The 24,869-nt window shown below is 75.1% G+C and carries 22 protein-coding genes, 1 pseudogene and 1 riboswitch; of the genes and pseudogenes, 14 read left to right on the top strand and 9 right to left on the bottom strand.

Annotation, left to right across the window (positions count from 1 at the left end; all coding sequences use genetic code 11):
- Nucleotides 1–191: 191 nt before the first annotated feature.
- The 3 genes from KDL28_RS32730 to KDL28_RS32740 form a co-directional block, all read right to left on the bottom strand.
- The gene (locus tag KDL28_RS32730) at nucleotides 192–1,040 is read right to left on the bottom strand and encodes an SAM-dependent methyltransferase (protein ID WP_252444818.1); all 849 of its coding nucleotides are present in this window, start codon (nucleotides 1,038–1,040) and stop codon (nucleotides 192–194) included.
- A 50-nt stretch (nucleotides 1,041–1,090) separates the two neighbouring features.
- Complete coding sequence (locus tag KDL28_RS32735) at nucleotides 1,091–2,314, bottom strand: CynX/NimT family MFS transporter (protein ID WP_252444820.1); 1,224 nt, start codon at nucleotides 2,312–2,314, stop codon at nucleotides 1,091–1,093.
- A gap of 70 nt (nucleotides 2,315–2,384) precedes the next feature.
- Nucleotides 2,385–3,062, bottom strand: a complete 678-nt coding sequence (locus tag KDL28_RS32740) for a FadR/GntR family transcriptional regulator (protein WP_252444822.1) — start codon at nucleotides 3,060–3,062, stop codon at nucleotides 2,385–2,387.
- A gap of 111 nt (nucleotides 3,063–3,173) precedes the next feature.
- Here KDL28_RS32740 and KDL28_RS32745 point away from each other — a divergent pair, with 111 nt between their 5' ends.
- A complete protein-coding gene (locus KDL28_RS32745) occupies nucleotides 3,174–4,199 on the top strand; it encodes an aldose epimerase family protein (RefSeq protein WP_252444823.1) in 1,026 nt (341 codons plus the stop codon).
- A gap of 45 nt (nucleotides 4,200–4,244) precedes the next feature.
- A complete protein-coding gene (locus KDL28_RS32750) occupies nucleotides 4,245–4,766 on the top strand; it encodes a hypothetical protein (protein ID WP_252444825.1) in 522 nt (173 codons plus the stop codon).
- A gap of 16 nt (nucleotides 4,767–4,782) precedes the next feature.
- Here the strand turns inward: KDL28_RS32750 and KDL28_RS32755 are convergent, their stop codons facing one another.
- Nucleotides 4,783–5,466 carry a TetR/AcrR family transcriptional regulator gene (locus KDL28_RS32755; protein ID WP_252444827.1) on the bottom strand — a complete coding sequence of 228 codons (684 nt, stop codon included), beginning with the start codon at nucleotides 5,464–5,466 and terminating at the stop codon, nucleotides 4,783–4,785.
- A 177-nt stretch (nucleotides 5,467–5,643) separates the two neighbouring features.
- On the opposite strand from KDL28_RS32755, the gene KDL28_RS32760 reads away from it, so the two are divergent.
- From KDL28_RS32760 to KDL28_RS32790, 7 genes and pseudogenes are all read left to right on the top strand, one after another.
- Nucleotides 5,644–6,321, top strand: a complete 678-nt coding sequence (locus KDL28_RS32760) for a globin family protein (protein WP_252444829.1) — start codon at nucleotides 5,644–5,646, stop codon at nucleotides 6,319–6,321.
- Between the two features lie 211 nt (nucleotides 6,322–6,532).
- Complete coding sequence (locus KDL28_RS32765; RefSeq protein WP_252444831.1) at nucleotides 6,533–7,090, top strand: nitroreductase family protein; 558 nt, start codon at nucleotides 6,533–6,535, stop codon at nucleotides 7,088–7,090.
- Nucleotides 7,091–7,285: 195 nt separating this feature from the next.
- A complete protein-coding gene (locus KDL28_RS32770; protein ID WP_252444833.1) occupies nucleotides 7,286–7,663 on the top strand; it encodes a hypothetical protein in 378 nt (125 codons plus the stop codon).
- A 19-nt stretch (nucleotides 7,664–7,682) separates the two neighbouring features.
- Nucleotides 7,683–8,619 (top strand): annotated as a pseudogene (locus KDL28_RS32775) (IS5 family transposase).
- Nucleotides 8,620–8,645: 26 nt separating this feature from the next.
- Nucleotides 8,646–9,950, top strand: coding sequence for an HNH endonuclease signature motif containing protein (locus KDL28_RS32780; RefSeq protein WP_252444835.1), 1,305 nt, complete (start codon nucleotides 8,646–8,648; stop codon nucleotides 9,948–9,950).
- A gap of 62 nt (nucleotides 9,951–10,012) precedes the next feature.
- Nucleotides 10,013–10,486 (top strand): GbsR/MarR family transcriptional regulator, encoded by a 474-nt coding sequence (locus KDL28_RS32785; protein ID WP_252444837.1) that lies wholly within the window; start codon nucleotides 10,013–10,015, stop codon nucleotides 10,484–10,486.
- Nucleotides 10,483–11,301, top strand: coding sequence for a class I SAM-dependent methyltransferase (locus tag KDL28_RS32790; RefSeq protein WP_252444839.1), 819 nt, complete (start codon nucleotides 10,483–10,485; stop codon nucleotides 11,299–11,301). The genes KDL28_RS32785 and KDL28_RS32790 overlap by 4 nt, the downstream gene beginning before the upstream one ends.
- 37 nt (nucleotides 11,302–11,338) lie before the next feature.
- Here KDL28_RS32790 and KDL28_RS32795 read toward each other — a convergent pair whose 3' ends face one another.
- Nucleotides 11,339–12,310 (bottom strand): zinc-binding dehydrogenase, encoded by a 972-nt coding sequence (locus tag KDL28_RS32795; protein ID WP_252444841.1) that lies wholly within the window; start codon nucleotides 12,308–12,310, stop codon nucleotides 11,339–11,341.
- Nucleotides 12,311–12,705: 395 nt separating this feature from the next.
- Here KDL28_RS32795 and KDL28_RS32800 point away from each other — a divergent pair, with 395 nt between their 5' ends.
- Nucleotides 12,706–13,965 (top strand): TrpB-like pyridoxal phosphate-dependent enzyme, encoded by a 1,260-nt coding sequence (locus tag KDL28_RS32800; RefSeq protein WP_252444843.1) that lies wholly within the window; start codon nucleotides 12,706–12,708, stop codon nucleotides 13,963–13,965.
- 6 nt (nucleotides 13,966–13,971) lie between these two features.
- Here KDL28_RS32800 and KDL28_RS32805 read toward each other — a convergent pair whose 3' ends face one another.
- Entirely contained in the window at nucleotides 13,972–14,607 is a 636-nt protein-coding gene (locus KDL28_RS32805; protein ID WP_252444845.1) for a TetR/AcrR family transcriptional regulator, read from the bottom strand.
- 417 nt (nucleotides 14,608–15,024) lie between these two features.
- On the opposite strand from KDL28_RS32805, the gene KDL28_RS32810 reads away from it, so the two are divergent.
- Nucleotides 15,025–16,062, top strand: a complete 1,038-nt coding sequence (locus tag KDL28_RS32810; RefSeq protein ID WP_252444847.1) for a serine hydrolase domain-containing protein — start codon at nucleotides 15,025–15,027, stop codon at nucleotides 16,060–16,062.
- Nucleotides 16,063–16,134: 72 nt separating this feature from the next.
- On the opposite strand, the gene cobF is transcribed toward KDL28_RS32810, so the two are convergent.
- Complete coding sequence (gene cobF / locus KDL28_RS32815; protein WP_252444849.1) at nucleotides 16,135–16,926, bottom strand: precorrin-6A synthase (deacetylating); 792 nt, start codon at nucleotides 16,924–16,926, stop codon at nucleotides 16,135–16,137.
- The gene (cobN, locus tag KDL28_RS32820) at nucleotides 16,919–20,506 is read right to left on the bottom strand and encodes a cobaltochelatase subunit CobN (RefSeq protein WP_252444851.1); all 3,588 of its coding nucleotides are present in this window, start codon (nucleotides 20,504–20,506) and stop codon (nucleotides 16,919–16,921) included. The genes cobF and cobN overlap by 8 nt, the downstream gene beginning before the upstream one ends.
- Nucleotides 20,507–20,560: 54 nt before the next feature.
- Nucleotides 20,561–20,690, bottom strand: a riboswitch (cobalamin riboswitch).
- A gap of 144 nt (nucleotides 20,691–20,834) precedes the next feature.
- On the opposite strand from cobN, the gene KDL28_RS32825 reads away from it, so the two are divergent.
- Genes KDL28_RS32825 through KDL28_RS32835 form a run of 3 tightly spaced genes read left to right on the top strand, consistent with a single transcriptional unit; the run spans nucleotide 20,835 to nucleotide 24,099 of the window.
- On the top strand, nucleotides 20,835–21,902 hold the full coding sequence (locus KDL28_RS32825) for a ferredoxin-like domain-containing protein (protein ID WP_252444853.1): 1,068 nt from the start codon (nucleotides 20,835–20,837) through the stop codon (nucleotides 21,900–21,902).
- Nucleotides 21,899–22,537 (top strand): precorrin-8X methylmutase, encoded by a 639-nt coding sequence (locus tag KDL28_RS32830; RefSeq protein WP_252444855.1) that lies wholly within the window; start codon nucleotides 21,899–21,901, stop codon nucleotides 22,535–22,537. The genes KDL28_RS32825 and KDL28_RS32830 overlap by 4 nt, the downstream gene beginning before the upstream one ends.
- Before the next feature lie 29 nt (nucleotides 22,538–22,566).
- Entirely contained in the window at nucleotides 22,567–24,099 is a 1,533-nt protein-coding gene (locus KDL28_RS32835) for a precorrin-2 C(20)-methyltransferase (RefSeq protein WP_308216093.1), read from the top strand.
- Here KDL28_RS32835 and KDL28_RS32840 read toward each other — a convergent pair.
- The gene (locus KDL28_RS32840; RefSeq protein WP_252444857.1) at nucleotides 24,074–24,805 is read right to left on the bottom strand and encodes a cobalt-precorrin-6A reductase; all 732 of its coding nucleotides are present in this window, start codon (nucleotides 24,803–24,805) and stop codon (nucleotides 24,074–24,076) included. The two genes, KDL28_RS32835 and KDL28_RS32840, sit on opposite strands and share 26 nt — an antisense overlap.
- Nucleotides 24,806–24,869 lie beyond the last annotated feature (64 nt).

Raw genomic sequence — 24,869 nt, forward strand, 5'->3', positions numbered from 1 at the left:
GCAATCCAGCTTTCACCATATCGCACGGGTCCCGCGGCACGTCACCTCATACGCCTGAGCATGACTGCCGCTTTCCTGGCATGCTACTGTCCCCTTCACCTTTCGGATCCAGGTGAGCCATCAGACCCAAGGACCTCCTCCCGAGTCCTTCCCGTCTATAACGGGGATATAACGAAGCGCCTCGTGGCGCATCAGGGCTTGCGCGCGACGCCGCAGTACTCCGAGACGTCCACCACGTCCTCGACGCCGCCGACCTCCACGGGGTCGGGGCGCCACCGCCCGAGCGTGACGATGCCGGGCTCGAGCAGCTCCAGGCCCCGGAAGAAGCGCTCGACCTCGCCGCGGGTGCGCGCGCGCACCGGCGTCCCCCCGCTCTCGTTCATCGACGTCATCGCCTTGCGCATGGCGTCGCCGTCGATGTCGGCGGTCGGGTGCGCCAGCACCAGGTAGCTCCCCGGGGCCAGCGCGGCGACGAGCCGCTCGACGATCCGCTCGGCCTCGGCGTCGTCCATGATGTGGTTGACGATGCCCAGCATCATCAGCGCGATCGGCTGGGCGAAGTCGAGCGTGTGCGCCGCCTGCTCCAGGATGACGTCGGGCTCGCGCACGTCGGCGTCGAGGTAGCGGGTGGCCCCCTCCGGGCTGCTGGTCAGCAGGGAGCGGGCGTGCGCCAGCACGAGGGGGTCGTTGTCGACGTAGACGATCCGGCACTCCGGGGCGATCGACTGCGCCACCTCGTGGGTGTTGTTCGCGCTCGGCAGCCCGGTGCCGATGTCGAGGAACTGGCGCACCCCGCAGTCGGCGACGAGGTGGCGCACGGCCCGCAGCAGGAACGCCCGGTCGGCCCGGGCGATGTCGACGATCCCGGGCAGCATGGCCCGGATCTGCTCGCCGACCTCGCGGTCGATCGCGTAGTTGTCCTTGCCGCCCAGCCAGTAGTTCCAGACCCGCGCCGACTGCGGTCGGTCCTGGTCGAGCTCGACCCCCGGATCGGGGTCGATGTCCCCCCAGGTGCCGCCGGTGTCGCCCTGTTCGGTCATCCGGACCCCCATCTGATGACTCCGCGTGTACGTCCGCGCACCATAGTGGTTCAGCCGGGCCGCGCGGGAGCGGCGACCATCCGGTCGCGCGCGGCCAGCACGCCGGCCGAGCCCTGCAGGACCAGCAGCGCGAGCAGCAGCAGGAGCGGGACGGTCCAGCCCCCGGTCACGTCGTGCGCGAACCCCACCGCGAACGGGCCGGCCGCGGCCAGCACGTACCCGGCGCTCTGCGCCATCCCGGACAGCTGGGCCGCCCGCTCCGCGTCCGGCGCGCGCACCCCGACCAGCGTCAGCGCGATGCCGAGGGCGGCGCTCTGGGCCGCGCCCAGCAGCGCCACCCACAGCACCTCCCCGCCGCGCACCAGGAGCAGGCCCAGCAGGCCCGCGGCGGCCATCCCCGTCGTCACCAGGACCACCGCGCGCTGGCGGTGGGAGCGCGCGGCCAGCAGCGGGGCCACGGTGGCCCCGACGATCCCGCACGCGGTGGCCAGCGACAGCAGCCAGCCGGCCACGACCGGCTCGAAGCCCCTGGCCACGAGCAGGGCGGGCAGCCAGGCGACCACCGCGAAGAAGGACAGCGACTGCAGTCCCATGTAGATGGTGACCTGCCAGGCCACCGGGTCGCGCCACAGGCCGCCCGCGCGGCTCGCGCCGGTGCGGGCCGGCCGGTCGCTGCGGCGCACGTGCGGCAGCCAGCTCAGCAGCGCGACCCCCGCGAACACCAGCCACATCGCCAGCGCGCCCCGCCACTGCAGGCCGACCGCCTGCGCCACCGGCACCGTCACGCCGGCCGCCAGCGTGGCGCCGCTGGTGATCGCCATCGAGTACAGCCCGGTCATCAGCCCGGTCCGCTCGGGGAAGTCGCGCTTGACCAGGCTGGGCAGCAGCACGTTGCCGACCGCGATCCCCGCGCCCAGCAGCACCGTCCCGGCGAACAGCGCGACCACTCCCCCGGCCGAGCGCACCGCGATGCCGGCGCACAGCACCAGCACCGCCCCGAGCAGCACCCGCTCGATGCCGACCCGCCGCGCCGCGACCGGGGCCAGCGGCGCGAGCAGCCCGAAGCAGAGCACGGGCAGCGCCGTCAGCACACCGGCCGCCGTGCCGGACAGGCCCTGGTCGGCCTGGATCTCACCGAGCAGCGGGCCCACCGCGACGACCGCGGGCCGCAGGTTCGCCGCGACGAGCACGATCGACACCGCGAACCACACCGCGCTCCACCGCACGGCCGTGCGCGCGGGCGGAGCAGCGGGCTCGCTCGCAAGCTCGCTCATCGCTCCCCCTCGCTGCGCTCGGTCGGCGCTTCGCGCAGGCGCGGTACCGATGATTCGCTCGCGAGCTCGCTCATCGCTCCCCCTCGACGATCGCCCGGGCAGCACCGAGGTAGCTGTCGGCGGCCGCGCGCGCGGCGTCGGGGTCGCCCGCGGCGATCGCCGCGGCCAGCTCGTCGTGCCCCGGGAAGGCCGCGGGGTCGTCGTCGTGGGCGTGGACCTCGGCGACGGTGCGCTCCAGGGCCTCGGTGAGCCCGGCGTAGAGGTCGACGAGGACCGGGTTGTGCGTGGCCGCCACGACCGCGCGGTGGAACACGACGTCGGCGGCCACGAACGCGGCCCGGTCGGCCGCCGCCGCGCGGCGGGCGGCCAGCGCGGCGTGGATGGCGGCGACGTCGGCCTCGGTGCGCTCCACCGCCGCGACCGCGGCCGCGTCGCGCTCGAGGCTCGCGCGCACCGCGAGCACGTGCAGCGCGTCGGTGCGCCGGGCCCGGCGCAGCAGCGCGGCCCCGAGGTCGCTCGTCGCGCGCACGTAGGTGCCGTCGCCGCGGCGCGGCTCGAGCAGCCCGGCGTGCTCGAGCGCCCGCACGGCTTCGCGCACCGTGTTGCGGCCGACCCCGAGCGCGGCCGCCAGCGCGGGCTCCGGCGGGATCTTCGTGCCCACCGGCCACTCCCCCGCCGCGATCAGGCCCTCCAGCTGGGCGACCACCTCGTCGCTCAGCCGTCCTCCGCGCACCGCTGTGAGTCCCACGGGCAAAAATCCTAACGTCCTACGTTTGCCGCCGCAGCCCCGACCGGGTTGCCCCGGTCACGCGGCTGCGGCATCCTCGACAGGCGTGTTAGCGCTCACATCGAGGTGGCCATGATCGAACTGCGCAGCTCCGTCCTCACCGTCGGCATCACCGGTCACGGGGCCCGCATCGCCCGGCTCGCCGCGCCCGACCGCGACGGCCGAGCGGCGCAGGTGGTGCTGGGGCTGGACGAGTACGCCTACTACAGCGACCGCGACTACCTCGGCGCCACGGTCGGCCGCTTCGCCAACCGCATCGGCGACGGCCGCTTCGTGCTCGACGGCGTCGAGTACAGCGTGCCGTGCAACGAGGGCACGGTCGCCCTGCACGGCGGCAAGCGGGCCCTGGACCACGCCGAGTTCACCGCAGAGGCGCCGCACGCGGTCGACGACGGCGTCGCCCTCACCCTGCGCCACGTCAGCCCGGACGGGGACAACGGCTTCCCCGGCCGGCTCGACGTCCGGGTCACCTACACCGTCTCGGGGCCCGACCTGCGCGTGGAGCTCCTGGCCACGACCGACGCGCCGACCGTCGTCAACCTCACCAACCACGCCTACTTCACGCTGGCCGGCGCCCCCGAGCCCGTCGGCGACCTGGAGGCCACGGTCTTCGCCGACCGGTTCCTCCCGGTCGACGACCGCCTCCTGCCCACCGGCGCACTCGCCCCCGTCGACGGCACCCCGTTCGACCTGCGGGAGCCGACAGGGCTCGGCGCCCGGCTGGAGGTCAGCGACCCGCAGCTCGACGTGGCGGGCGGCTTCGACCACACCTGGGTGCTGGACGGGTCCGGCCCGCACCTCGCCGACGGCGTCGACGAGCCGCTCCCGGCCGCCGCCCACGTCCGGCACCCGGCCAGCGGCCGGACCCTGACGGTGTTCACCGACCAGCCGGGCGCGCAGTTCTACACCGGCAACTTCCTCGACGGGACGCTCGCACTGCACGACGGCGGGACCGCGCGCCGCCGGGAGGCCTTCTGCGTCGAGCCGCAGCACTTCCCCGACTCGCCCAACCGCCCGGAGTTCCCGACGACCGTGCTCAGACCGGGCGCGACCTACCGGGCGCGGTCGGTGTACCGGTTCGGCACGTCCCCGGCCTGAGCGCCGGGGACAGGATGGCGGTCCCCGGTCTGCGAGGATCGCGCCGTGGCCGCCGACCCGCTGCCGGACCGGGCCCGCCGCGCGTGGGTCGGGCCGGCCGGCGTCGCGCTGGCCTTCCCCGAGCGGGGTGCCGCGGTGGCGACGTCGGCGGGGTCCCGGCTGTGCCCGCCCGGTCGGGTCGGGATCGTCGCGCTGGGCGGCTCCGCGATCAGCACGGTGCCGGTGGACGCGTCGGCGCCGGTCGTCCGGGGCGCGCTCGACGGCCTGTCCGGCGCCGAGCTGACCCACCCCGGCCGGCTGCGCGCCGCGCTCCCGGTCGGCGAGGTGCTGGGCCCGCCGCGCCGGCCCACCACGACGGGCACCGGACCCGTCGGACGCGGTGCCGGACCTGCCCGCCGACCACCCGGACCTCGCCGCCCTGCTGGGCTCCGTCGACGGCGCCGACGCCGCGGAGAGCGGGCCGGCGGGCATCACGTCGCCGGGTTCCTGCTGCGCGACGGCGGCGACGTCGTGGCCGCGGCCGGCTACCGGCACTGGCGGGGCGGGTGGCCCACCTGTGCGTGCTGACCGCGGCGCGCCCAGCTCAGCATCCGCCTCTCGGGCTGAGGCCCGCGCTCACCGCGGGGCCGCCGCTCCGCTCCGGCCCGTCGCGCACCTGCTCCGCGAGGGCGTGCAGGGCCGCCTCGACGTCGCGGGCGACGGCGGCCGACGGGGTGCCGCCCGCCGTGGTCAGGAACAGGCCGTCGAACAGGGCCTGGGCGGTGTCGGTCAGCTCGTCGGCGACGCGCCGCGCGAGCGGCTCGCCCCAGGGCAAGTAGGCCCACAGCAGCCCCCGACGGACCAGCCCGCGGGCCTCGGCGCGGACCCCGGCGACCGCCTCGTGCTGGTCGTGGCCGCCGTCGCCGCCCAGCAGCAGGAAGGCGACCAGGCGCAGGAACCGCGGGTGCTCGCGCATGCCGCTCACGACCCGCCCGACCAACAACGCCAACCGCTCGCGCGGCTCCGGCGGCGACGCCGGCGGGTCGGGGGTGGCGGCGGCGAAGAACCGCCGGGCCCCGCGCTGCATCACCGCGCCCAGCAGCCCCGACTTCGAGCCGAAGTGCCAGTAGATCGAGCTGGGCGGCAGCCCGGAGGCCTTGGCCAGCAGCGAGATCGACGTCGCGGCGTAGCCGCGGGTGCCCATCAGGCGCTCGGCGGCGTCGAGGATCTCCTCGCGCGAGCGTTCGCCCTGCGCCGCTGGCGCGTGCGGGGGAACGGGCACGGCCATGGGCCGACCCTAGTGGCGCTTGGACCGCCTGGACCTGTCCCGACGCGGTGATGACGGAGTCCGCCACTGCGCCGTTCGGCCTGTCCTCCTGGCGCGGTCCCGGGCTGTCTGGAACGCTCGCTCCAGACGTCGCCCGAAGATCATCGAACGCTCCCCCGGAACCCGACAGGCCCCACCATGACCACAGCCGCGGCCAGCGCCGCGACCGGCCGCGCGTCCGCCGGCCCGCTCGCCGGTGTCGAGCCGCTGTGGAGCCTCGGGCTCGCGCTCGTGGTCGTACTGCTCGTCGTGGGGTGGTGGTGGGCCGACCGGGTCGACGCGGCCACGCGGCGGCGGGCGGCCGCCCTCCCGCGGGGCGACCCCGCCCCGGCACCGCCCCCGCCGCCCGGCGACCGGGTGCTGGTCGACCCCCCGATGGTCGAGAACGACCCGGTGACCACGGCGACCTCGGGCAGCGCGGTCGTGCCGCTGCGCGACTGGCTCGTGCACTTCCACCCGGCCGCGGGCAACGTCTGGTCGGAGGTGACCAGCGAGTTCTGCGGGGCCGCGATGCGCGACCCGCGGATCGCCGGCTACTTCCGCGGCGCCGACCCCACCGCCCTGCAGAACCACTCGCTCGCCGTGCTGATCACGGTGACCGGCGGTGGGGTCACCGTCGACATGCTGCGCAGGCTGCGCGACCAGCACGCCGACGTGCGCGACGAGCACGGTGAGCCGATCTCGCGCGCCGACCTCGACCGCGCGGCGCGCATCCTGGTCGAGGTGCTGCGGTCCAAGGCGGTCCCACAGGCGACGCTCGACCAGGTCGACGTCGTGCTGGCCCGGCTGACCGACGCGATCGCCCCGGCCCGCTGACCCGCCGGCGCCGGTCGACACGGCGGCTGCAGTGCGTACGGGCGGAGCTGCGCTCGGTCAGCTGCTGGAATCCCCGTCCGAACAGCGCGATCATCGGGCCGCGCGGTGCTGCGCACCTGGGCGCGCAGTGGGGTGAGCTGCGACCATCCGGGAAGTGGTGGACCCCACCGGGAGTTGCGATGTTGAGCAATCAAGCACGAGAGGGGGGTCCGTGGAGACCGAGTCGCGCGCCGCACTGCACCCGATCCTGGCCCAGCGCTGGAGCCCCCGGGCCTTCGACCCGACGGTCCAGATCGACGCCGAGCAGCTGGACACGATCCTCGAAGCGGCCCGGTGGGCCCCCTCCGCCTCCAACACCCAGCCCTGGCGCTTCCTGGCCGGCCGCCGCGGCGAACGCGCGTACGAGGCGCTCGCGGCCGCGCTGAAGCCGACCAACCGGCTGTGGGCGCGCGACGCCTCCGCACTGGTCCTGGTGGCCGCCGAGACCGCCGGCCCCGACGGCGTCCCGCGCCGCTGGGCGCTCTACGACACCGGCCAGGCCGCCGCGCACCTGTCGGCCCAGGCCCACTCCATGGGCCTGGCGGTGCGCCAGATGGGCGGGTTCATCCCCGCGGCACTGCCCCCGCTGCCCGACCGGGTCGTCCCGCTCGCCGTCGCCGCGCTCGGGGTACCGCTGGAGCCCGCCCGCATCCCCGACGACCACCCCGCCACCCGACTCGCACCGCGCGCGCGGCGGCCGCTTGCAGAACTGCTGCTCGACTGCGAGTGATGCGCGCACCGACGGCACCGTCTCGGTTAGGCGGTGGCCCTGTTGCGATAACAAACGAATAGTGGTTGCGCTGGCGGCCGTCCCCGATCCGAGATGCTGGTTGCGATAGTGAACGCTTCACCTGCGAGCGCGGCGACTATCCTGTGGTCCCGATCCTTCCTCGACTCCGCACAAATGTTCGAGTAGAATCGACGCATGTCTCCGACCGAACTCGCCGCCACGGCCGACCGCATTCGCGCGGTCGCCGCCGGGCTGCGCGAGAACGGTTCCGATCAAGACGCACTGGACGCACTCGCCGCTACCCGGGAATTGACCCGGGCCATATCGCAGGTGCAGGTCGAGGCCGTGGCCGTGTTGCAGCGCAGCGGTGCGTTCGCCGCCGCCGGACACCGGCGGCCCGACTCCGCGGTGGCCTCGGTGCTGACGGTGGATCGGGGGCGGGCGCGGGAGATCGTGCGGGCCGCCGACCACGTCGCCGCCCGAGTGGACCTGCAGGGCCAGGTGCTGCCGCCCTTGCTACCGGCGATGGCCGCCGCCTTCACTAGGGAGCGTCCTCAAAGCAGGTTCATCTGACCTGGTTTGATCTTGGGTTGTGGTGCGCAGGCACGAGTTGACCGACGAGCAGTGGCAAGCGATCGAGCCCCTCCTCCCACCCTCGGGGACGAAGGGCCGACCAAGGGCCGATGACCGCCGGGTGATCAACGGGATGCTCTACAAGGCCAAGACCGGGATCGCCTGGCGGGACCTGCCCGAGCGCTACGGGCCCTGGAAGACGATCTACACCCGGTTCTGGCGGTGGTCCCGCGACGGCACCCTCACGATGCTGGTGGCCAAGGCGCGGGTGATCGCCGAGGCGATCGACGAGCTCGACCGCGAGGTCTCGGTGGATTCCAGCATCGTGCGCGCTCATCAGCACGCCGCCGGCGCCCGCACCACGGCTGACAAGACCGCCGACAAGACCGCCGACAAGACCGCCGACAAGACGGCCGCCGCCGGGTCTCACACAGGGGGCGGGCGAGTCCTGCAGCGGACACGACGAACCAGTTGATCATGCTATCGGGCGGTCCCGCGGCGGCACCACCACCAAGATCCACCTGGCCTGCGACGGCCACGGCCGTCCGTTGTCGGTGGTGTTGACCGGCGGGAACGTCAACGACACGACAGTGTTCGAGCAGGTCCTGACCAAGGTCGAGTTCCGCCGGCCGGGACCCGGGCGGCCCGCGACCCGGCCTACCCGGGTGTTGGCGGACAAGGGCTACTCCAGCCGCGCGAACCGGGCCTACCTGCGTCGGCGCGGGATCCGGGCGACGATCCCGGAGCGGCGTGACCAGCAGGCCAACCGTGCTCGCCGTGGTTCTGCTGGTGGTCGGCCGCCGGTGTTCGACAAGGCTGCCTACAAGCGCCGCAACGTGGTTGAGCGCTGCTTCAACCGGCTCAAGCAGTACCGGGCCATCGCCACCCGCTACGACAAGACCGCCATCTCTTACCAGGGGATGATCGACCTGGCGACCCTCAAGATGTGGCTTTGAGGACAGCTCCTAGCGGTGCGGCCAGCTTGCAGCACGTCGATCTGATCGCCCGGCTCCTCGACTCGCCCGCGGCGCGGCGGATCCCCCCGCATGCCTGGGCCGGGATCGAAGAACAGATCGCCGCCGTCGCCGACACCTGCACCCCGACCGAACTGGCGAGGTTCGGAGCCGAACTGGTGCGCGCCTACGACCAGGACGGCGCCGAACCCGACGACCGGGAACCCGTGCAGGTCAACGAGCTACGGCTCACCCCGCTGCCCGGTGGTGGCGGGAAGATCTCCGGGGTGTTCACTGACCCGGTGCGCTTCGCGATGATCGCCACGGTCATCGACGCCAAGGCCACCCCGTTGACCGCGCAGGACCCGCGCAGCGCCGCCGAACGCAACGCCGACGCCCTCGCCGAGGTGTGCGGATTCGTCGCCACCCACGGCGACAAGATCCTCCCCGACAAGGCAGGCGAACGCCCCCACATCGCCCTCACGGTCAGGCTGGCCGACCTGGAGAACCGCGCCCGCGCCGCCTGCCTCGACCTCGGCGACACCCCCACCCCCGCCGCACTCCGAGCACTCTGCTGCGACGCCAAGGTCATCCCCATCGTCCTCGACGGCGACAGCCAACCCCTCGACATCGGGCGAGAAGCCCGCACCATCCCCCTCCCCATCCGCCGCGCGATCGTCGCCCGCGACCACGGATGCGCCCACCCCGGCTGCGACCGCCCACCCAGCTGGTGCGAAATCCACCACATCAAAGAATGGGCCCGCGGCGGCCACACCAAAACCGACAACCTCGTCATGCTGTGCTGGACGCACCACCAAGAGATCCACTCCACGGAATGGCTCGTACGCATCGCCCGCGACAGCCTACCCGAATTCATACCCCCGGCCTGGCTCGACAAAGAACGCACACCCCGACGCCACCCCAGAACCGCGCCACCCGGACGCCCGGACTCGACTCGACCACCGCAGACCAACCCCGGCCGGAGTGTGTCCCGTGTTCCGCGCCGACCCGTGGGCACAGGTGCCCACCACCCTCCCGAAGCCCCTGCTCGATCCGAAGTCGCCCGCCGCGCAGGCGCCCCGGAGGCAAGAACGGAGCCCGGCAGCGCCGAGGCCAGCAGCAGCGCGCAGGCGGATGAGCCCCGACGATCGGCTACTGCTCCTCGGGCAGCTGCCCTTCACGTCCTGACCCGGCCAGCGCGGCTCGTCGCGGCAGCGCCCGATCTGACGCAGCTGGGTGCGGTTGGTGGCCAGATCGCGGCGGGACGGCTGCAGCGTGACCTTCCAGGCGCGCGGGAGTGCGGGCGGCCGGCGAGCCGGCCGGACAGGTCTTGACGCTCTCGGAGCATTGCAGGAGGATCGTTCACAACGTACTGAACGATCTGGTGGATATGTGGATGGATGAGGACGAGAACGCCTTCGTCGACCGGCTCGGCCTGTTCTTCGAGACGCTCGGCGCGCCCCGCACGATGGGTCGCCTCTACGGCCGCCTGATGATCTGCGAGCCGGCCCACCAGTCGCTGACCGAGCTGTCCATCGCGCTCGGGGTGAGCAAGGCCTCGGTCAGCACGGTGATCCGGATGATGCAGGAGGGCGGGATGGTCGAACGGCTGCCGACCGCGACCCGCCGGCACCACTACCGGATCACCCCGGGCGGGTTCGCCCGCGTCGTCGAGGTTCAGCTGTCCCGGATGCGCGCCGGGATCGACGCCGCCGAGTACGGGCTGTCGCTGCTGCGGCCGGACCAGACCGAGCAGCGGGACCGCATCGAGGAGTTCCGCGATCTCTGCGAGTTCTCCGACAAGCACGTGCACGAGCAGTTCGCGCAGCGCTGGGCCGAGTACCGCAGCGGGAAGGACGGCCGGCCATGACCGACGCCATCGACCTCACCGGCGTGCAGACGACGATGCTCGCGACCCTCTACCTGCGTGCGCTCGACAGCCGGTCGCGCCGGCCGGTCCTCGGGGACACCGTGGCCGCCGAGGTGGTCGACCGCATCGCCTACGACTTCAGCGCCCTGCAGCGACCGGGGGTCGCCGGCAACCGGTTCCCGGTCGCCCTGCGAGCCCGGCAACTGGACGCCTGGACGACCGGCTTCCTGCAGCGGCACCCGCGGGCGAGCGTCGTCCAGCTCGGCTGCGGCCTGGACAGCCGGGCGTTCCGCCTCGCCCTCCCGCCCGACGTGCGGTGGATCGACGTCGACCACGCCGACGTGATCGGGATCCACCGCCGGCTCTACCCCGAGCCGTCCTGGTACCGCACGATCGGGGCGTCGGTGACCGACCCGGGGTGGCTCGACGAGATCCAGGCCGGGCCACCCGTCCTGATCGTCGCCGAGGGGCTGCTGATGTACCTCACCGAGCCCGAGATCGGGCAGCTGCTGGGGCGGGTGGTCGACCGGTTCGGCACCGGTGAGCTGCTGTCCGACGGCCTCGCCCCGTGGGCCGTCCGGGCGTCGCAGCGGTCCTCGAAGCGCGTCCGCGGGGATTTCCCCCGACACCGGACCGCCATCCGGGACGGCCGCGACCTCGAGCGCTGGGAACCCCGCCTGACCCACCGCGAGACGGTGGCGGTGGTGGCGCAGTACGCCGAGATCCCCGACCGGGGCCACCGGACGCTCTACCGGCTGCTCAGCGCCGTCCCCGCCGTGCGCGACGTGATGCGGGTGTTCCGCTGCACGTTCTGACCGTGCCGGCGAGCGTCGGGAGGACCACCCCCGAACCTCACGGCACGAGGACGACCTTCCCGGTCACCCGCCGCTCGCCGATCCGGCGCAGCACCGACCCGGCCTCGCGCAACGGCGCCGACTCCGGCACCGGCGGCCGCAGCTCCCCGCGTCCGATGCGGTCGACGACGTCGGTGAGCAGGGCGGCGTTGCCCTCCGGGCCGCCGACCTCGCGCGCCCAGTCGCCCCAGTCCACCCCGATGACCGACCGGTTGCGCAGCAGCACGATGTTGGCCGGCAGCCGCGGGATCTCCCCGGAGGCGAAGCCCAGCACGCAGAACCGCCCGCCGGCGCGCAGCGCCCGCAGGGCGGACTCGGCGGCGGGGCCGCCGACCGGGTCGACCACGACGTCGGCCCCGCCGCCGGTGGCGGCGCGGATGCCGTCCTTGAGGTCGGTGTAGTCGATCGCCACCTCGGCGCCCGCCGCCGTGGCCGCGGCCCGCTTCGACTCCGACGAGGCCACAGCGACGACACGGGCGCCGAGGCTGCGGGCGACGTCGACGGCGGCCAGTCCGATCCCCCCGCCCGCGCCGAGGACCACGACCCACTCCCCCGCCCCGATCGTGACCCGGTGGGTGACCGCGAAGACGAGCGTCGCGTAGCTCTCGGCCGCGGCGGCGGCCACGGCGCCGTCGACGCCGTCGGGCAGCGGTACGACGTCGGTGGCGGGGACGACGACGTGGGAGGCGAAGCCGCCGAAGCTCCGCATCGGGGCGAGGACCGCCGTCCCGGGCGCGATCGGCGCGCCCGTGCCCGCCGCGGCCACCGCGCCCGCGACCGCGCTGCCGGGGGTGAACGGCAGCGGCGGCTTGACCTGGTAACCGCCGCGCACGATGAGCCCGTCGACGAAGCTGACCCCCGCCGCCCCGACCCGCACGAGCAGCTCGCCCGGGCCCGGCTCCGGTGTCGGTTCCTCGAGCACCGCCAGCAGCTCGGGACCGCCGAACTCGGTGCACACCACGCGGTGCATCAACCCACCCCTTCCCTACGGCTCGGCGGCCGGGACCGCTGCGCTCGGTGACCGCGAGGTCGCCGACCGGTGACGACCGGGACTCGACGGTCGAATCCTCCCCCGAGGACCCACTGGAGCGTCGCCGAACGACCGCCCGACGAGGGTGCGAGACCGGTGTCCGATCTGCCACATGCGACCAGCGGCGCCGCCGCGGTGGGCGCCGACCTGGTCGTGCGGGTGTTCCACGAGCCGGGCGCCGCCGTCGCGGTGTTCAGCGGCCCGCACCACCGGGTCCGCGCGGGAGCGGTGGATGCTGTTCGACCGCCGCGGCAGCGGCACGCTCGACGAGGTCTCCCGCCGGTCACCTGTCCCGGGACCTACGCGCGGGGGCCGGCCGTCACTAGCCTGCCCCCATGACCCGGTGGACGATGGCGCCCGACAGGATCCCCAGCGCGTGGTTCAACGTCGTCCCGCACCTGCCGACGCCGCCGCAGCCGCCGCTGCACCCCGGCACCCGCGAGCCCGTCGGTCCCGCCGACCTGGCGCCGTTGTTCCCGATGGAGCTGATCGGCCAGGAGGTCAGCACGGAGCCGTGGATCGACGTGCCCGGCGAGGTACTGGACATCCTGCGGCTGTGGCGCCCCACCCCGCTGGTCCGGGCCGTGCGGTTGGAGAAGGCGCTGGGCACCCCGGCGCGGATCTACTTCAAGGACGAGTCGGGGTCCCCGTCGGGCAGCCACAAGACCAACACCGCGGTCCCGCAGGCGTTCTACAACCGGGCAGAGGGCATCGGCAGGCTGACGACGGAGACCGGCGCGGGCCAGTGGGGCACCGCGCTGGCGTTCGCCTGCGCGCAGTTCGACCTCGACCTCAAGGTCTACATGGTGCGGGCGTCCTACGAGCAGAAGCCCTACCGCCGGGTCGCCATCCAGACCTGGGGCGGTGAGGTCGTCCCGTCACCGGTCGACGACCCCACCCACCCCGGCTCGCTGGGCGCGGCCATCTCCGACGCCGTGCGCGACTGCGCCGGGCGCGCCGGCTCCCACTACGCGCTCGGCTCGGTGCTCAACCACGTGCTGCTGCACCAGACGGTGATCGGGCTCGAGGCCAGGGAGCAGCTGGAGCTGGCCGGGGAGCGGCTGCCCGACGTCGTCATCGCCCCCTGCGGCGGCGGGTCGAACCTGGGCGGCATCGCCTTCCCCTTCGTGCCGGACGCCGGGGTGCGACTGCTCGCGGTCGAGCCGTCGTCCTGCCCGACGCTCACGCAGGGCAGGTTCGACTACGACTTCGGCGACACCGCCGGGCTCACCCCGTTGCTGCCGATGTACACGCTCGGGCACGACTTCGTGCCGCCGTCGATCCACGCCGGCGGGCTGCGCTACCACGGCGACTCCCCGCTGGTCTCGGCGCTGGTCCGGGACGGTCGGATGGAGGCGGTGGCCTACCCGCAGGGCAAGGTCTTCGAGGCCTCGGTCCAGTTCGCCAGGACCGAGGGCAAGATCCCCGCGCCCGAGTGCGGCCACGCGATCCGCGCCGCGATCGACGAGGCCCTCGCGGCCAAGGAGACCGGCGAGGAGAAGGTGATCCTGTTCAACTACTGCGGGCACGGCTTCCTCGACCTGTCCGCCTACGACGACTACCTCAACGACCGCCTCCCCGACGAGCAGGGCTGACCGGGCTCAGGGGCCGGCCGCCCCCGCCTCCTGCGCCGCGCGCAGCCGGGGCACGAGCAGGTCGACGAAGCCGTCGCAGACCCGGTAGACGTCGGCCATCGGCCTGCCCCGGTAGACCGCGCCGGTCAGCATCGTGCTGATGATCGACCAGCACATGTCGGCGACGTCGGCGGCCTCGGTCGGTCCCAGCACGGCCAGGTCGTCGACCAGCCAGGCCGTCGCCGAGCGGGTGAAGCGGTCGAGCAGCTCGCGCACGTTGCCGTCGGAGCTGTTGAGCAGCAGGGACTGCAGCTTGTAGTAGCGCGGCTGGCGCTCGAACGCCCGGACCACCCGGCGCACCCGGGCCCGGATGCGCTCCACGACGTCCAGCTCCGCGTAGCGCTCGCCCAGCGGCTCGCCCTCGGTAGCCCAGTGCTCGAGCACCTCCGCGTACAGGTGCTCCTTCGAGGAGAAGTAGCGGTACAGGGTGCCGAGCGCGACGGCGGCGGACTGCGCGACGTCGCGCATCTGGATCTGCTCGTAGTCCTGCTCGTCCAGGGCGGCCGCGGCGGCCTCGACGATGCGCCTGCGCCGGGCGAGCTGCCACTCCGGCATCTCCCCCACGGGCGCCGCGCCGCCGGAGCCCTCGGCCTGCCGCGCCATCCCGCTCCTCGCCCACGTCGGTTGCGCCGAACGGTAGTCGACGCGGTGCCGTGCGGTCCTCACCCATTGGCCCGTACCGGCGCCTGCGGCGGCCGCTCAACGGCGCGGGAGGCGCAGGATCCGCTCCGCGATGACGTTCAAACTGGATCTCCACCGTGCCGCCGCCGAGCAGTGGCGCCCAGGGTGAGCGCCGAGATGGCCGCCCCGGCGCTCGACCCCCGCCGGATCCCAGAAATCCAGAACTGGAATCTGGTTTGAGCCCGGACCGGTGGGACACCGCCGATCGCCGAGCCCTCGCCGCCCCGGGGCGCCCGAACGGCGGCCGACCGGCCGGGGCGCTCCCGATCTCCGCCGCGCACCCCTGGCGCCACGGCCCCGCAGCGACGCAGACTGGCGGTCGGTCGAGGAGGCGCGCCATTGCCCGTCAGGTCACGGACCCGCCGGCCCAGCCCCGTGCTGGTGCTGGCGGCGGTGCTCGCGGTCCTGGTGGGCTGCTCGGCGTCGACGGCCGTGCGTCCGGTGGGCGCCGGCGCGGACCTGGCGTCACGGATCGAGGCGTTCCTGCGGGGCGACGGCACCGGCCGCCACGACCGCGTGCGGGCCGTCATCGTGGACGTCGGGGGCCAGCGCCGGTTCGTGCGGGGCGAGCCGGCGAGCCGGGGGGCGGCCCGTTCGGTGACCAAGAGCGTGATGGCCACGCTCATCGGGATCGCCGTCGACCGCGGGCAGATCCGCGGGGTCGACCAGACCCTCGGTGAGCTGCTGCCCGAGCACGCCGCGACGATGCCCGCCCCGCTGCGCGCGGCGACGCTGCGCCAGGTCCTGACCATGACCGCCGGGATCGCCGGCGACGACACGCTGGCCGCGCGCAGACCCGCGTCGTCCGAGGACTGGGTCGCCCACGCCCTCGCCCTCACCCCGCGCAGCCCGCCCGGCGACCGCTTCGCCTACTCGACGGCCGGCTCGCACCTGCTCTCCGCGGTGCTCACCCGGGCCACCGGCCGATCGGCGCTGGACTACGCCCGCGAGGCGCTGTTCGCACCGCTCGGGATCACCGGCCCGACCTGGGACGCCGACCCGCAGGGCCGGCAGAAGGGCGGGACCGGGCTGGCGCTGACCGCCGAGGAGATGCTCGCCATCGGGCGGCTGTACCTGGCCGGCGGAACGCACGGCGGTGAGCGGCTGGTCTCCGCCGGGTGGATCGGCGAGGCCACCCGCGCCCACGTCGCCACCGGGGGCGCCCAGCTGCCCGGTTACGGCTACCAGTGGTGGGTGGGCACCGCGGACGGCCACCCGGCCTTCGTCGCGGCCGGGTTCGGCGGTCAGCTGATCGAGGTCGTGCCCGACCTGGACCTCGTCGTGGTCGTGCGCAGCGACGTCACCCACGGCCCGGGTGCTCCCCCGCAGGACTACGCCGCGATGGTCGACACCGTCATCGCCCCGGCCCTCGGGTGACGTCGCAGAGGCTCCCTACCCGGCGCAGGGCCCCGGGGGTCTGCGCCGGGTACGCAGACCCTGCGACGTGGGCTACTCGGCCGGTTCCGCGGCGCCGCGCCTGCGCAGCAGGTAGGTGTCCATGATCCAACCGGCCTCGGCGCGGGCCGCCGCGCGCGTCGCCACGATCTCGTCCGCGACCGCGCGCAGGTCGCCCGCCACCAGCAGCTGGCGCGGGGTGCCCAGGTAGGCGCCCCAGTAGATGTCCAGGTCGGTGTCGGGGAGGTCGGCGAAGGCCGTGCGCCCGTCCAGCATGACCACCACGTCGGGCACGTCGGGGGGCATCCCGCGCTCGGCCAGCCGACGCCCGGTGGTGACCAGCACCGGCTCGCCGACCCGGTTGAGGATCAGGCCGTGCGCCGCGGCCAGGGCCTGCACGCTGCTGATCCCGGGGATCGACACGACCCGCAGCGGCGGGTCGGTCCGGTCGGCGACGCCCTGCAGCAGGCGCAGGGTGCCGTCGTAGAGCGCGGGGTCGCCCCAGACCAGGAACGCGCCGACCGCCCCGGCCGGCAGCTGCTCGGTGATCATCGCCGCGTAGGCCCGGGCCCGGGCGGCCTGCCAGGCCGCCACCTCGGCCGGGTAGTCGGCGGGGTCGCGCTCGCGCGGCACCTCCGGGGCGGTCACCACGCGGTGGTCGGGGCGGGCGTGGCGGGCCAGCAGCGTGGCGCGCAGCGCGGCCAGGTCGGCGATCCCCTTGTCGATCTCGAAGAACACCCCGGCGCGACCGATCGCCGCCGCGGCCTGCAGCGTGAGGTGCTCGGGATCGCCGGCCCCGATGCCGACGACCAGGACGGTGCGCGCGGTAGGGCCGTGCTCAGTCACCTTCCAGGTCGCCCTCGGTCTCCAGGTACGCCTGGCGCAGCGCGTCCAGCGTGGCCTGCTCGGGGTGCTCCCACAGCTCGCGGTCCACCGCCTCCAGCAGCCGCTCGATCATCCCGTGCAGCGCCCACGGGTTGGACTCGTCGAGGAACTTGCGGTTGACCGGGTCGAGCACGTACTCGGCGGTGAGCTTCTCGTACTGCCAGTCGGCGACCACACCGGTGGTGGCGTCCCAGCCGAACAGGTAGTCGACGGTGGCGGCCATCTCGAACGCGCCCTTGTAGCCGTGCCTGCGCATGGCGTCCATCCAGCGCGGGTTCACCACCCGGGCGCGGAACACCCGGGCGGTCTCCTCGTGCAGGGTGCGGGTGCGCACCGCCTCGGGGCGGGTGGAGTCGCCCACGTAGGCGGCGGGCGCGGTGCCGGTCAGCGCGCGGACCGTGGCGACCATGCCGCCGTGGTACTGGTAGTAGTCGTCGGAGTCGGCGATGTCGTGCTCGCGGGTGTCGGTGTTCTTGGCCGCGACGGCGATCCGCCGGTAGGCCTTCTCCATCGCGCCCCGCGCGGGCACGCCGTCCAGGCCGCGGCCGTAGGCGTAGCCGCCCCAGGTCGTGTAGACCTCGGCCAGGTCGGCGTCGTCGCGCCAGTTGCGCGACTCCACCAGCTGCAGCAGGCCCGCCCCGTAGGTGCCGGGCTTGGAGCCGAAGATCCGGATCGGGCGCTCGCCGTCGTCGTGGGCGCGCACGAAGTTCTGCTCGGCCGGCTCGTCCAGCCCGGCCACCAGCTGCACCGCGTCGTCGAGCAGGGCCAGCACGTGCGGGAACGCGTCGCGGAAGAAGCCGGAGATGCGGACCGTCACGTCGATGCGCGGGCGGCCCAGCTCCGCGAGGTCGATGACCTCCAGGTCGGTGACCCGGCGGCTGGCCTCGTCCCACACCGGGCGCACGCCCAGCAGCGCCAGCACCTCGGCCACGTCGTCGCCGGAGGTGCGCATCGCGCTGGTCCCCCACACCGAGAGCCCGACGCTGCGCGGGTGCTCGCCGTGGTCGGCGAGGTAGCGGGCCACCAGGGACTCGGCCATCGCCTGCCCGGTCTCCCAGGCCAGCCGCGAGGGCACGGCCTTCGGGTCGACCGAGTAGAAGTTGCGCCCGGTCGGCAGCACGTTGATCAGCCCGCGCAGCGGCGAGCCGGAGGGCCCGGCGGGGACGAACCCGCCGTCCAGGGCGTGCAGCACCCGGGTCAGCTCGTCGGTGGTGCCGGCCAGGCGCGGTACCACCTCGGTGGCCGCGAACTCCAGCACGCGGGCCACCTCCGGGGCCGCGTCGGGCTCCCGGGCGGCGACGACGCCGGCCGCCGCGGCGGGGTCCCACCCGGCCGCGTCCATGCCGGCGACCAGCGCGTGCGCGCGGGCCTCCACGCCGTCGACCCGGGCCTTGACCTCGTCCTCGGCCAGCCCGAGCGCCTCGCGCAGGCCCGGCAGGCTCATCTCCCCGCCCCACATCTGGCGGGCGCGCAGCATCGCCAGCACCAGCTCGACGCGCGCGTCGCCCTGCGGGGCGGCCCCCAGCACGTGCAGGCCGTCGCGGATCTGTACGTCCTTGATCTCGCAGAGCCAGCCGTCGACGTGCAGCAGCATGTCGTCGAAGACGTCCTCGTCGGGGCGGTCGGCCAGGCCCAGGTCGTGGTCCATCTTGGCCGCCTGCATCAGCGTCCAGATCTGCTGGCGGATCGCGGGCAGCTTGGCCGGGTCGAGCGCGGAGATGTTGGCGTGCTCGTCGAGCAGCTGCTCCAGCCGCGAGATGTCGCCGTAGGTCTCGGCCCGCGCCATCGGCGGGATGAGGTGGTCGACGAGGGTGGCGTGCGCGCGGCGCTTGGCCTGGGTGCCCTCGCCCGGGTCGTTGACCAGGAACGGGTAGACCAGCGGCAGGTCGCCCAGCGCGGCGTCGGTGCCGCAGGAGGCGCTCATGCCCATCGTCTTGCCCGGCAGCCACTCCAGGTTGCCGTGCTTGCCCAGGTGCACGATCGCGTCGGCGCCGAAGCCGCCCTCCTCGCGCGGCGCGCCCAGGTAGCGGTAGGCGCCCAGGTAGTGGTGCGAGGGCGGCAGGTCGGGGTCGTGGTAGATCGCCACCGGGTTGGCCCCGAACCCGCGCGGGGGCTGCACCATCAGCAGCACGTTCCCGGCGGCCAGCGCGGCCACGACGATGTGCCCGTCGTCGACGTAGAGCTCCCCGGGCGCCGGGCCCCAGTGCTCCTCGACGCCCGCGCGCAGGTCCTCGGGCAGGCGCTCGAACCAGCCCCGGTAGCGCTGCGCGGAGATCCGGATCGGGTTGCCCGAGAGCTGCTCCTCGGTCAGCCAGTCCGGGTCCTGCCCGCCCGCGGCGATCAGCGCGTGCATCAGCGCGTCGCCGTCGCCGGCCGCCACGCCGGGCAGCTCGCCGACGTCGTAACCGGCCTCGCCCATCGCCCGCAGCAGCGCGATCGCGCTGGCCGGGGTGTCCAGGCCGACCGCGTTGCCGATCCGGGCGTGCTTGGTCGGGTAGGCCGACATCATCAGCACGATGCGCTTGTCGGCGTTGGGGATGCGGCGCAGCCGGGCGTGGCGCACCGCGATCCCGGCCACCCGGGCGGCGCGCTCGGGGTCGGGCACGTAGACCGTCAGGCCGTCGGGGTCGAACTCCTTGAACGAGAACGGCACCGTGATCAGCCGGCCGTCGAACTCGGGGACGGCGACCTGGGTGGCCACGTCGAGGGGGGACAGCCCCTCGTCGCTGCCGGCCCAGGACGCGCGGCTGCTGGTCAGGCACAGCCCCTGCAGGATCGGCACGTCCAGCGCGGCCAGCTCGGCGACGTCCCACGCCTCGTCCTCACCACCCGCGGAGACCCCGGCCGGCTTCGTGCCCCCGGCGGCCAGCACCGTCACCACCATCGCGTCCGCCCCGGCCAGCGCGCGCAGCAGCGCGGGCTCGGCCTGGCGCAGCGAGGCGCAGTACACCGGCAGCGGGCGGGCCCCGGCGTCCTCCAGCGCGGTGCACAGCGCCTCGACGTAGGCGGTGTTCCCGGCCAGCTGCTGGGCGCGGTAGTAGAGGACGGCGACGACCGGACCGTCCACGGCGCGCGCGTCGCGCTCCATGACGCCCCACGCCGGCAGCTCCACCGGCGGCTCGAACCCCTGCCCGGTGAGCAGCAGCGTGTCGGACAGGAAGGCGTGCAGCTGGGCGAGGTTCACCGGGCCGCCCTGGGCGAGGTAGGTGTGCGCCTCCGCGGCCACGCCCGCGGGCACCGTCGACTGCTCCATCATCTCCGCGTCGGGTGCCTGCTCACCGCCCAGCGCGACCACGGGGAGCCCGGACGCGCGCGCGGCGGCGAGCCCGTCGGGCCACATCCGGCTGCCGCCCAGGATGCGCACGACCACGACGTCGGCCCCCTCCAGCAGCGCGGGGAGGTCCTCGGCGGGGGTGCGGGCCGGGTTGGCGAGCCGGTAGGCCGCCTCCGACGCGCGCGCGGAGAGCAGGTCCGTGTCCGAGGTGGACAGCAGGACGACGACGGGGGTGCCCGGGACCGTGCCCGGGGCGTGGGGGCCCATGAGGTGCCTTCCTCCCGATCCTCGTCGGGGCTGGAGGGTGCGCGGCGGGCGGGTCAGTGTCCTGGCTCCCGGATCGTCGCGCGCCCCGGCCTTCCGGGCGCCGTCGGTGGCACCCGTGGCCGTCGGCGGGGTCTGCTCCCCGGTGACAGTGGCGGGACCGCGCCGGACTCGCACCGGCTTCCTGGTCCCGCTCGCCGTATTCGGTTGTGGCCGTGCGGGTCGTGCACTTCCCGGCCCACTGTCCGGGGCGCCCGGTCGGCTCGTCAAGGCTTGTGACGGGCCGCTCGTCGGAGGGCGGGGCCCGCCGGGCTGTGCCTACAGTGACGCCGTGCCCGTGCGCCCCGACGCCTGCCCCGGAGTGTTCGCCCTGCACGACGCCGCCGACGGCGCGCTCGCGCGGGTGCGGCTGCCCGGCGGCGCGGTCGGGGCCGCGGCCCTGCGGGTACTGGCCGGGTGCGCCGACGACCTCGGCGACGGCGCGGTGCACCTGACCTCGCGCGGGAACGTGCAGCTGCGCGGCCTGGACCGCGACGACCACCGGCTGGCCGAGCGGCTCACCGCCGCCGGGCTGCTGCCCTCCCCCGCCCACGAGCGCGCCCGCAACGTGCTGGCCTCCCCCCTGTCCGGGATCGCCGGCGGGCTCGCCGACGTGCGCGCGCTCGCCCCGGCGCTGGACCGCGGCCTGTGCGCGCGCCCGGAGCTGGCCGCGCTGCCCGGGCGGTTCCTGTTCGCCCTGGACGACGGCCGCGGCGACGTCGCCGGCGAGGAGCCGGACCTGTGCTGGCAGGCGGTCTCCCCCGGGCGCGGTCTGCTGCGCGTCGCCGGCACCCCCGTCGCGGAGGTGCCGATCGCCCGGGCGGTGGCCGTGCTGCTCGACGCCGCCGCGGAGTTCCTGGACGGCGCGGACGGGGCGTGGCGGGCCCGCGACGTGCCCGGCCCGCAGGGACCCCCGGCGCCGGCCGAGCCCACCGCGCCGCCCGAGGGCCCCACCGCGGCGCGGGTCGGGTGGGTCGGCGGTGCGCTGGTCTGCTCCCCGCCGCTGGGCGAGTTGTCCGCGGCGCAGCTGCGCGTGCTGGCGGGCGCCGGCCCCACGGTCCTGGTCACGCCGTGGCGCACGCTCGTGCTGCCCGACGCCGCCCCCGGCACCGACGCCCGGCTGGTCGCGGCCGGCTTCGTCGTCGACCCGGCCTCGCCGGTGCCGCTGGTCAGCGCGTGCGCCGGGCGCCCCGGCTGCGCCAAGGCCCTGGCCGACGTGCGCGCCGACGCCCGGGCGGGCCTGGCCGCCGACCGGTTCACCGGGCGGGTGCACCTGTCGGGCTGCGCGCGGCGCTGCGGCTCACCGCGCGGGGCGCACCGCGCGCTCGTCGCCACCGGGGACGGGCGGTACGCGGGATGACCGGCCGGGAGTACGTCCGCGACGGCGCCGAGATCTACCGCCGCTCGTTCGCCACGATCCGCGCCGAGGCCGACCTGACCGGGCTCCCGGCGGACCTGGTCCCGGTGGTGGTGCGCATGATCCACGCCTGCGGGCAGGTCGACCTGGTCGCCGACCTCGTCCACTCGGCCGGGGTGGTCGCCGCCGCGCGGGGCGCGCTGCGGGCGGGGGCGCCGATCCTGTGCGACGCGGCCATGGTGGCCTCCGGGGTCACCGCGGCCCGGCTGCCGGCCGGCAACGAGGTCGTCTGCACGCTGCGCGATCCGGGCGTCCCGGAGCTGGCCGCGCAGCGCGGCACCACCCGCAGCGCGGCGGCGCTGGAGCTGTGGGGCGAGCGGCTCGACGGCGCGGTCGTGGCGATCGGGAACGCGCCGACCGCGCTGTTCCACCTGCTCGACATGATCGACGCCGGGGCCCCGCGCCCGGCCGCGGTGCTCGGGATCCCGGTGGGGTTCATCGGCGCCGCCGAGTCCAAGGACGAGCTGGCCGCGCGCACCGACCTGGAGTTTCTGGTGGTCCGCGGGCGGCGCGGCGGGTCGGCGATCACCGCCGCGGCGGTGAACGCGCTGGCCCGCGAGGAGGAGATCCTGCCGTGACCGAGCCTGCGAGGGGACCATCGGGCACTGTGACCGAGCCTGCGAGGGCACCATCGGGCACCGTGCGCGAGCCCGGCACGCTCTACGGGGTCGGGGTGGGGCCCGGCGACCCCGAGCTGATGACGCTCAAGGCGGCCCGGCTGATCGCCGCCGCCGACGTCGTCGCCTACCACTGCGCCCGCCACGGCCGCTCCATCGCCCGCGGCATCGCCGCCGCGCACCTGCGGGCAGACCAGGTCGAGGAGGCGCTGGTCTACCCGGTCACCACCGAGACCACCGACCACCCCGGCGGCTACCAGGGCGCGATCGACGAGTTCTACGCCGAGGCGGCGGCGCGGCTGGCCGCGCACCTGGACGCCGGGCGCGACGTGGTGCTGCTCGCCGAGGGCGACCCGCTCTTCTACGGCTCCTACATGCACATGCACAAGCGGCTCGCCCCGCGCTACCGCACCGAGGTCGTGCCCGGGGTGACCTCGGTGAGCGCGGCCGCGGCGGCGCTGCGCCAGCCGCTGGTCGAGCGCGACGAGGTGCTCACCGTGCTGCCCGGCACGCTGCCGCGCGCGGAGCTGGCCCGGCGCCTGGCCGACACCGACTCCGCCGCGGTGCTCAAGCTCGGGCGCACCTTCGAGGCCGTGCGCGGCGCGGTCGACGACGCCGGGCGCCGCGCCCTCTACGTGGAGCGGGCCACGACCGACCGGGAGCGCACCGCCGAGCTGGCCGACGTCGACCCGGCGTCGGTGCCCTACTTCGCGCTCGCGCTGCTGCCCGGCGCGGTGGCCTCGGCGCGGCCCGCGGACCCCGAGCGGATCGGCCCCGGCGCCGGTGAGGTGGTCGTCGTCGGCACCGGGCCCGCCGGGCGGGACTGGATGACGCCGCAGGTCGGCGGGGTCCTCGCGGCCGCCGACGACCTCGTCGGCTACGGCCCCTACCTCGACCGGGTGCCGCCCAACCCGCGCCAGACCCGCCACCCCAGCGACAACCGCGTGGAGTCCGAGCGGGCCGCGCACGCGCTCGACCTGGCCGCCGCCGGGCGCCGCGTCGCCGTGGTGTCCGCGGGCGACCCCGGCGTCTTCGCGATGGCCACCGCGGTGCTGGAGGTCGCCGCGCAGGAGAAGTACGCCGGCGTCGCGGTGCGGGTGCTGCCCGGGGTCACCGCGTCCAGCGCGGTGGCCGCCGCGGTCGGGGCGCCGCTGGGCCACGACCACGCGGTGATCTCGCTGTCCGACCGGCTCAAGCCGTGGGAGGTCGTGGTCGACCGGCTGGTCGCCGCCGCCCGCGCCGACCTGGCCATCGCGATCTACAACCCGCGCTCGTCCGCGCGGCCGTGGCAGGTCGGCGCGGCCCGCGACGCGCTGCTGGAGCACCTGGCCCCGGACACCCCGGTCGTCGTGGGGCGCGACGTGGGCGGGGCCGGGGAGCGCGTCACCGTCACCACGCTCGCCGAGCTCGACCCCGAGCAGGTCGACATGCGCACGCTGCTGATCATCGGCTCGTCCGCGACCCGGGTCGTCACCCGCGGCGAGACGACCGCCGTGTTCACCCCGCGCCGCCACCCCGGCTGACCCACCCGGCGGCCGCGGCCACAGTCGCGACCGCCGGCACGCCCGGCGGCAGCGGCGGGCGCGCCACCACCACCACCGGCACGCCCAGCTCGCGGGCCGCGGCCAGCTTGGCCGCCGGGCCGCCGCTGTCCTTGGTCACCAGCACGTCGACGGCGTGCTCGCGCAGCAGCGCGCGCTCGCCGTCGAGGGTGAACGGGCCGCGGTCGAGCAGCACGCGCATCCGGGCCGGGACCGGCGGCTCGGGCGGGTCGACCGAGCGCACCAGGAACCAGCGGTCCACCGGCGCGAACACCGCCAGCTCGGAGCGCCCGGTGCTGAGGAAGATCCGCTCGCCCAGCGCGGCCGCGACCCGCGCCGCGGCGGGCAGGTCGGGCACGGACCGCCAGTCGTCGCCGGGGACGGCGGTCCAGCCCGGGCGCTGCAACCGCAGGAACGGCACCCCGACCCGCCCGCAGGCCGCGGCGGCGTGCGCGGTCATCGTCGCGGCGAAGGGATGGGTGGCGTCCACGACGGCGTCGGTGCGGTGCTCCCGCAGCCACGCCGCCAGGCCATCGACACCGCCGAACCCGCCGACCCGGACCGTCCCGGGCAGCGGCAGCGGGGAGCGCACGCGCCCGGCCAGCGACACCGTCACGTCGTGGTCGGCGCTCAGCTCGCCGGCCAGCAGCCGCCCCTCGGTGGTGCCGCCCAGCACGAGAACCCTCACCGCTCTCCCTCGCTGCGCGAGCTCGGCGCTTCGCCCAAGAGCACTGTGTTGAACGATTCGCTCG

Source organism: Pseudonocardia humida (assembly GCF_023898865.1).
Taxonomy (GTDB): Bacteria; Actinomycetota; Actinomycetes; order Mycobacteriales; family Pseudonocardiaceae; genus Pseudonocardia; species Pseudonocardia humida.